The 4,684-nt window shown below is 70.9% G+C and carries 4 protein-coding genes; all 4 read right to left on the bottom strand.

The genetic code is table 11. The features are described 5' to 3' along the window. Positions 1-194: 194 nt before the first annotated feature. Positions 195-740: a hypothetical protein gene (locus EIO58_RS12970; RefSeq protein ID WP_240658820.1), complete on the bottom strand. Its 546-nt coding sequence runs from the start codon at positions 738-740 to the stop codon at positions 195-197. Positions 741-801: 61 nt separating this feature from the next. Beyond that, positions 802-1,233, bottom strand: coding sequence for an alpha/beta fold hydrolase (locus EIO58_RS12965; protein WP_127819891.1), 432 nt, complete (start codon positions 1,231-1,233; stop codon positions 802-804). Positions 1,234-1,528: 295 nt separating this feature from the next. Next, positions 1,529-3,307 (bottom strand): glycosyl hydrolase family 18 protein, encoded by a 1,779-nt coding sequence (locus EIO58_RS12960; RefSeq protein WP_127819890.1) that lies wholly within the window; start codon positions 3,305-3,307, stop codon positions 1,529-1,531. A gap of 136 nt (positions 3,308-3,443) precedes the next feature. Then, on the bottom strand, positions 3,444-4,684 hold a 1,241-nt coding region (locus EIO58_RS12955), incomplete at its 5' end, for a DEAD/DEAH box helicase (RefSeq protein WP_164861687.1).

The following is a 4,684-nucleotide window of genomic DNA, read 5'->3' as shown; positions in this document are numbered from 1 at the left end:
CGGCGCGCGCCGACGCGCGTGCGGCATCGGTCGTCGTGACGTCGCGCGGGCGCGCCGCAGCGCGCACTGCCGATGCGGGCCGTGCCGCCCCGACGGCGACCCCGCTGTTCTGATGCCTCTCGCCGAACGACGCGAGTGCCCGTCGGTATGCGGCGCTCTCGGCTCGAGCCGATACGCCTCCCCGGGGTTTCGAGTCACGCCGCAGGTGTCGGCACGCGGAAGACGAAGCGGTCCTCCGGTGACCACACATGCTCGTCGTCGCAGCGGTAGCCGCGCAGCCATGCCTGGTCGTCGACGACTCGAAGGTAGAAGCCCTTCGGATACTCGATGTCGTCGCTCAGCGGCTCCGCCGCGACCGTGAGCGCACCGGCCGGTGCACGTCCCGACGACATGACGCTGTCAGGCGCTGCCGCCTGCTGCGAAAGCGCGAGGCGGAGATAGGGCGCGGTGTCTGCAGAGCACAGCCTCAGGCCCAGCCTCTGCGCAGCCTCGTAGATCTCGGGCAGGGTCGCGCCGTCGGCAAGACCCAGATCGGCGACCGTCCGTTCTGCGAGCACCACAGCTTGCGCAGCGCCGTGCTCGTCGAAGATCGCGTCGTCGAGGAGGGTCTCGGCATGAGGATTCAGCACGATGCCTTGTGCCGCAAGCTCGCTCTTCAGCTCGGACCTCGAAAGTCCGCCGACGGCGACCTCCCATTCCCCCGCCCGGGATGCCTCTGCCATCTTCTCTCCCTTGCGCACGACGGCACGGTGGCCGAAACCCGAGCATACGTGCGATCCCTCAACCGCCGCGCAAGCACCGTCAGACGAGTGCCGTGACGGGCTCAGCGGCCCGGGGCATCGCACGACCGGTGGCCCTCGCCGCCGGCGGGATGACCGCATCCGTCGTCACGAAGTCGATAGCCGGGTCGAGGAACACGTCGGTGCTCAGGATGCGGCTGTGCCCCAGGCCCTTCGTGGTGAGCAGGGTCGCGCCCGGGTTCGCGTCGGCGATGCGCGCCGCCTCGCCGAACGGCACCATGCCGTCGCGCTCGTCATGCGCCACCAGCAGCGGCGTCCCCGACGGCAGCGGGCGACGCACGGCGCTGAGCCACGCGAAGGGATCCTCGTCGTCCGGAAAGTACGTGCGCGCGAAGCGGCCCGTCATCTCGCGCGTGACGCGGTCGCTGTAGCGGAGCATCGTCTGGAACTGCGCGAGCAGCAGCTCGGCATCCGCCGGCGACGCCACGGTCACGACCCGATCCGCCTCGAGGCCTCCGGCGACCGACACGAGTGACCCGAGACCGCCGAACGCGGCCTGAGCGGCAGCATCCGTTTCTCCGCGGCGAACGCGCGAGAGGGGCCGGACTCGCTCGCATCGGCGTGCACAGAATCGGACACTTTCGCAGACACGCCGATGACGGATGCCGCCACGCGGCGTGTCGGCCGAGATCTCCTATTCTGTGTACTGGGCCGGGCGACACGCCACAGGGCGGGCGCATCGTTCGGGTGCGCCCCGCCCTGTGGCGGGCTCAGTTCCGGACAGCCGGTCAGCGCGTCCAGGGCCCGTGCTTGGCGCCGGGCTCGTCGGCGCGGCTCCACCACCGGGCTGTATAGGTGACGCCGTCGTGCACGACCTGGTCGCCCTTCAGGTAGATGCGGTCGGCGTACCAGTCCTGCACGGTGGCGGGGTCGACACCGCATGCCGTCAGGGTGCTCCACGGTCCGCGAACGGACGCGCCGGGCTCGTCGCCCTTCGCATACCACTGCGCTTCGAACACGCGCCCGTCGAGGAACACCAGCTCTCCCCCGCGATACGTGGTCTGCGCGTTCCAGGCCGTGGCTGCGGCATCCGGGGTCTGCGCGCACAGCAGGGAGGCCGAACCCGCCACCGGCCCAGGTGCCGCCGCCCGCAGCACGCCGGCCGAGGCTGCGGCGAGGTCGCCCGCGACGTCGTTGCCGATCTCCCAGAAGTCGACGCCGCCGAGCCCCTTCGAGATCGCCCACGCCGTCTTCTCGGCCACCGCGAGTTCGTCGTCGAACGACCAGAACTCGCGTGCTGCGGGATCGTACCCCCACGTCGCGTTGAACGCGCCGTCCGCGGTGTACTCGTGGTGGATCTCGAGGTCGCGCGCCTTCAGCTGGTCCCATGTGATCTGACCGAGGCCGCCGCCCGAGACGCTCCACGGCTCGGGCTCGGCGTCGCGCCATCCCTGCCCGTAGGCCGCGAGCCCGAGGTTGAGCTTCGCCGGGTCGACGCCCGCGTTGACGTACGAGGCGACGACGGTGTCGAGGCCGAGTCCCCAGTTGTGCGCCGGGTCGCCGGAGACGTTGCCCTGGTGGCCGGTCTCGGCCGCCCATGAACCCCACAGGTCGTAGCCCTGCAGGTTGCCGTAGTCGAGGTTCGCCCACAGCTCCGGCGTGTTCCAGCCGCCTGCGGCGATCTGCGTCGGACCGGCCGGGAGGAACGCCGAGATCTCGTATTCGGCGCCGGTCTCGCTCTCGAGCGCGTCGAGCTGCGCGCGCAGCTCGGCGACGAACGCGATGAAGTTGGCCTTGTCGTTGACGGGGTCCACGCTGTTGCCGACCTCCTGCGCCCAGTCGGGTGCGCCCGGCCACTCCCAGTCGAGGTCGAAGCCGTCGAAGATCCCGGCGGCGACGCCGTCGCCGCCGCGGCCGTCGATCTCGGGCAGGTTGCCCCGGATGTAGAGGTCGATGCACGACTCGGCGAGGCCCGCACGCAGCTCGGGCGTCGCCACCGCCTTCGAGAACGACTTCGACCACGACCAGCCGCCGAGCGAGATGTTGACCTTGAGGTCGGGGTAGAGGCGCTTCAGCTGCCTGAGCTGGTTGAAGTTGCCGGCGAGCTTCTGCTTCTTGCCATCGGCGAGGCCGAGCACCGACTGCTGGGCGGTGAAGGCGTGCACGAAGTCGCTGTCGGCGTCGCCGGCCGTGTCGGTGAGTCCGGGCCCGGCGGCCGGCGTGTCGGAGATGAAGCACGTGTGCGGCTCGACCTCGTCGAGACCTTGCACGTCGGCCGCGCGCGCGGCGTCGAGCGCCGCCTGGTCGCCGGCGATGTTGCCGAACGAGTAGTTGAGATGGGTGAGGTCCTCACCGGCGGCGGTGTCGACGAACAGCCGCTTGATCGTGGCCTGGGCCTCGCCGGTCGCGCGCCATTGACCGTAGTAGCCGACGTTGCGGTAGCCGTTGAGGGTCGTGGTGGGGGTGGATTCTTCCGGAACGGCGACGGCGGGGGATGCCGCGACCAGGCCGGCGACGAGTGCTCCGGCGACGGCGGCTGCGAGAGCCGGGATTCTGCGGGGGGACACACAAGCTCCTTCGATTGCGGTTGGGAGGCATCCGTCGGGATCATTTAGGTAAGCGTCCTAACAAATGCGCATGCTCATTCTGGCATGAGCCGCCGCGCCAGGGGAAGACCCCGGCCTGCTTCCGCCGCCGCGCCGTTCAGCGAGTCGCGCGAAGCTCGTCGAGAATCGGGCCGCCCGGGCGGGCTTCGTCGAACGGCGCCTCGATCTCGGCGCGCTCGAGCAGCTCGACCAGACGCGCCCGGCGCTGTCGGGTGACGAGGGTCACCACCGTCCCCGCGCGGCCGGCGCGCCCGGTGCGGCCCGCGCGATGCAGATAGGCCTTGAACTCGTCGGGCGGATCGGCCTGGATCACCAGATCGATGTCGTCGACATGGATGCCGCGCGCCGCGACATCCGTCGCCACCAGCACACCGACCTTGCCGGAGGTCAGACGCTCGAGGTTGCGCGTGCGGCGCGCCTGATCGAGGTCGCCGTGGAGGGCGAGCGCGCGGACGCCGGCCTGCTCGAACTGCTCGGCCAGCATCTCGGCGTACGCGCGGGTGCGGGTGAAGACGAGCGTCTTGCCCGGGCGGTCGACCAGCGCGCGCAGGATCTCGGCCTTGTGGCGGTGGTCGACGACGAGCACGCGATGGTCGATCGCCGCGGTCGCCTGGGTCTCACCCGCCACCTCGTACACCGCCGGATCGGCGAGGAACTCGGCCACGAGCGCCTCGACCTCGCGATCGAGCGTCGCCGAGTACAGCAGCTTCTGCGAGCGCCGGGGCGTCCGGCGCAGCAACCGCTGGACCGCTTCGACGAACCCGAGCTCGCTCATGTGGTCGGCCTCGTCGAGCACGATGACGCGGATGGCGGAGAGGTCGAGTGCGCCCTGCTCGACGAGATCCTCGATGCGGCCGGGCGTGCCGATCACGATGTCGATGCCCTTTTTGAGCGCACCGAGCTGGCGGCCGTGCGAGACACCGCCGTAGATCTGAGTCGTGAACAGCCCGACGCTCCGCGCGATCGGCTGGATCGTCGCGTCGATCTGCAGCGCGAGCTCGCGGGTCGGCGCGAGGATCAACGCGCGCGGCGCGCGGCCGATCTCGCGCTTGTGCCCCGCCTGCGAGCGCAGCACGCTCTCGACGAGCGGGGCGCCGAACGCGATCGTCTTGCCGGAGCCGGTCCGCCCGCGCGCGAGCACGTCGCGTCCTTCGAGGATCGAGGGGATCGTGGCCGCCTGAATGGCGAACGGATGCCGCGCCCCGAGCTCGTCGAGCGCCTTGACGATGTTCTGACCGAGCCCGAGGTCGCCGAAGGTCGCGTCGGCGAGGTCGCCGGGGGCGACGGCCTGAGCGTCGAGGCGCTGCGGCGCCGCGGGCCGGGCGCCGCTCCGCTGAG

This window comes from Microbacterium sp. CPCC 204701 (genome assembly GCF_004010105.1).
GTDB lineage: Bacteria > Actinomycetota > Actinomycetes > Actinomycetales > Microbacteriaceae > Microbacterium.
Note: the sequence above shows the minus strand (reverse complement) of the source record. Positions and strands in the feature narration are given on the sequence as shown.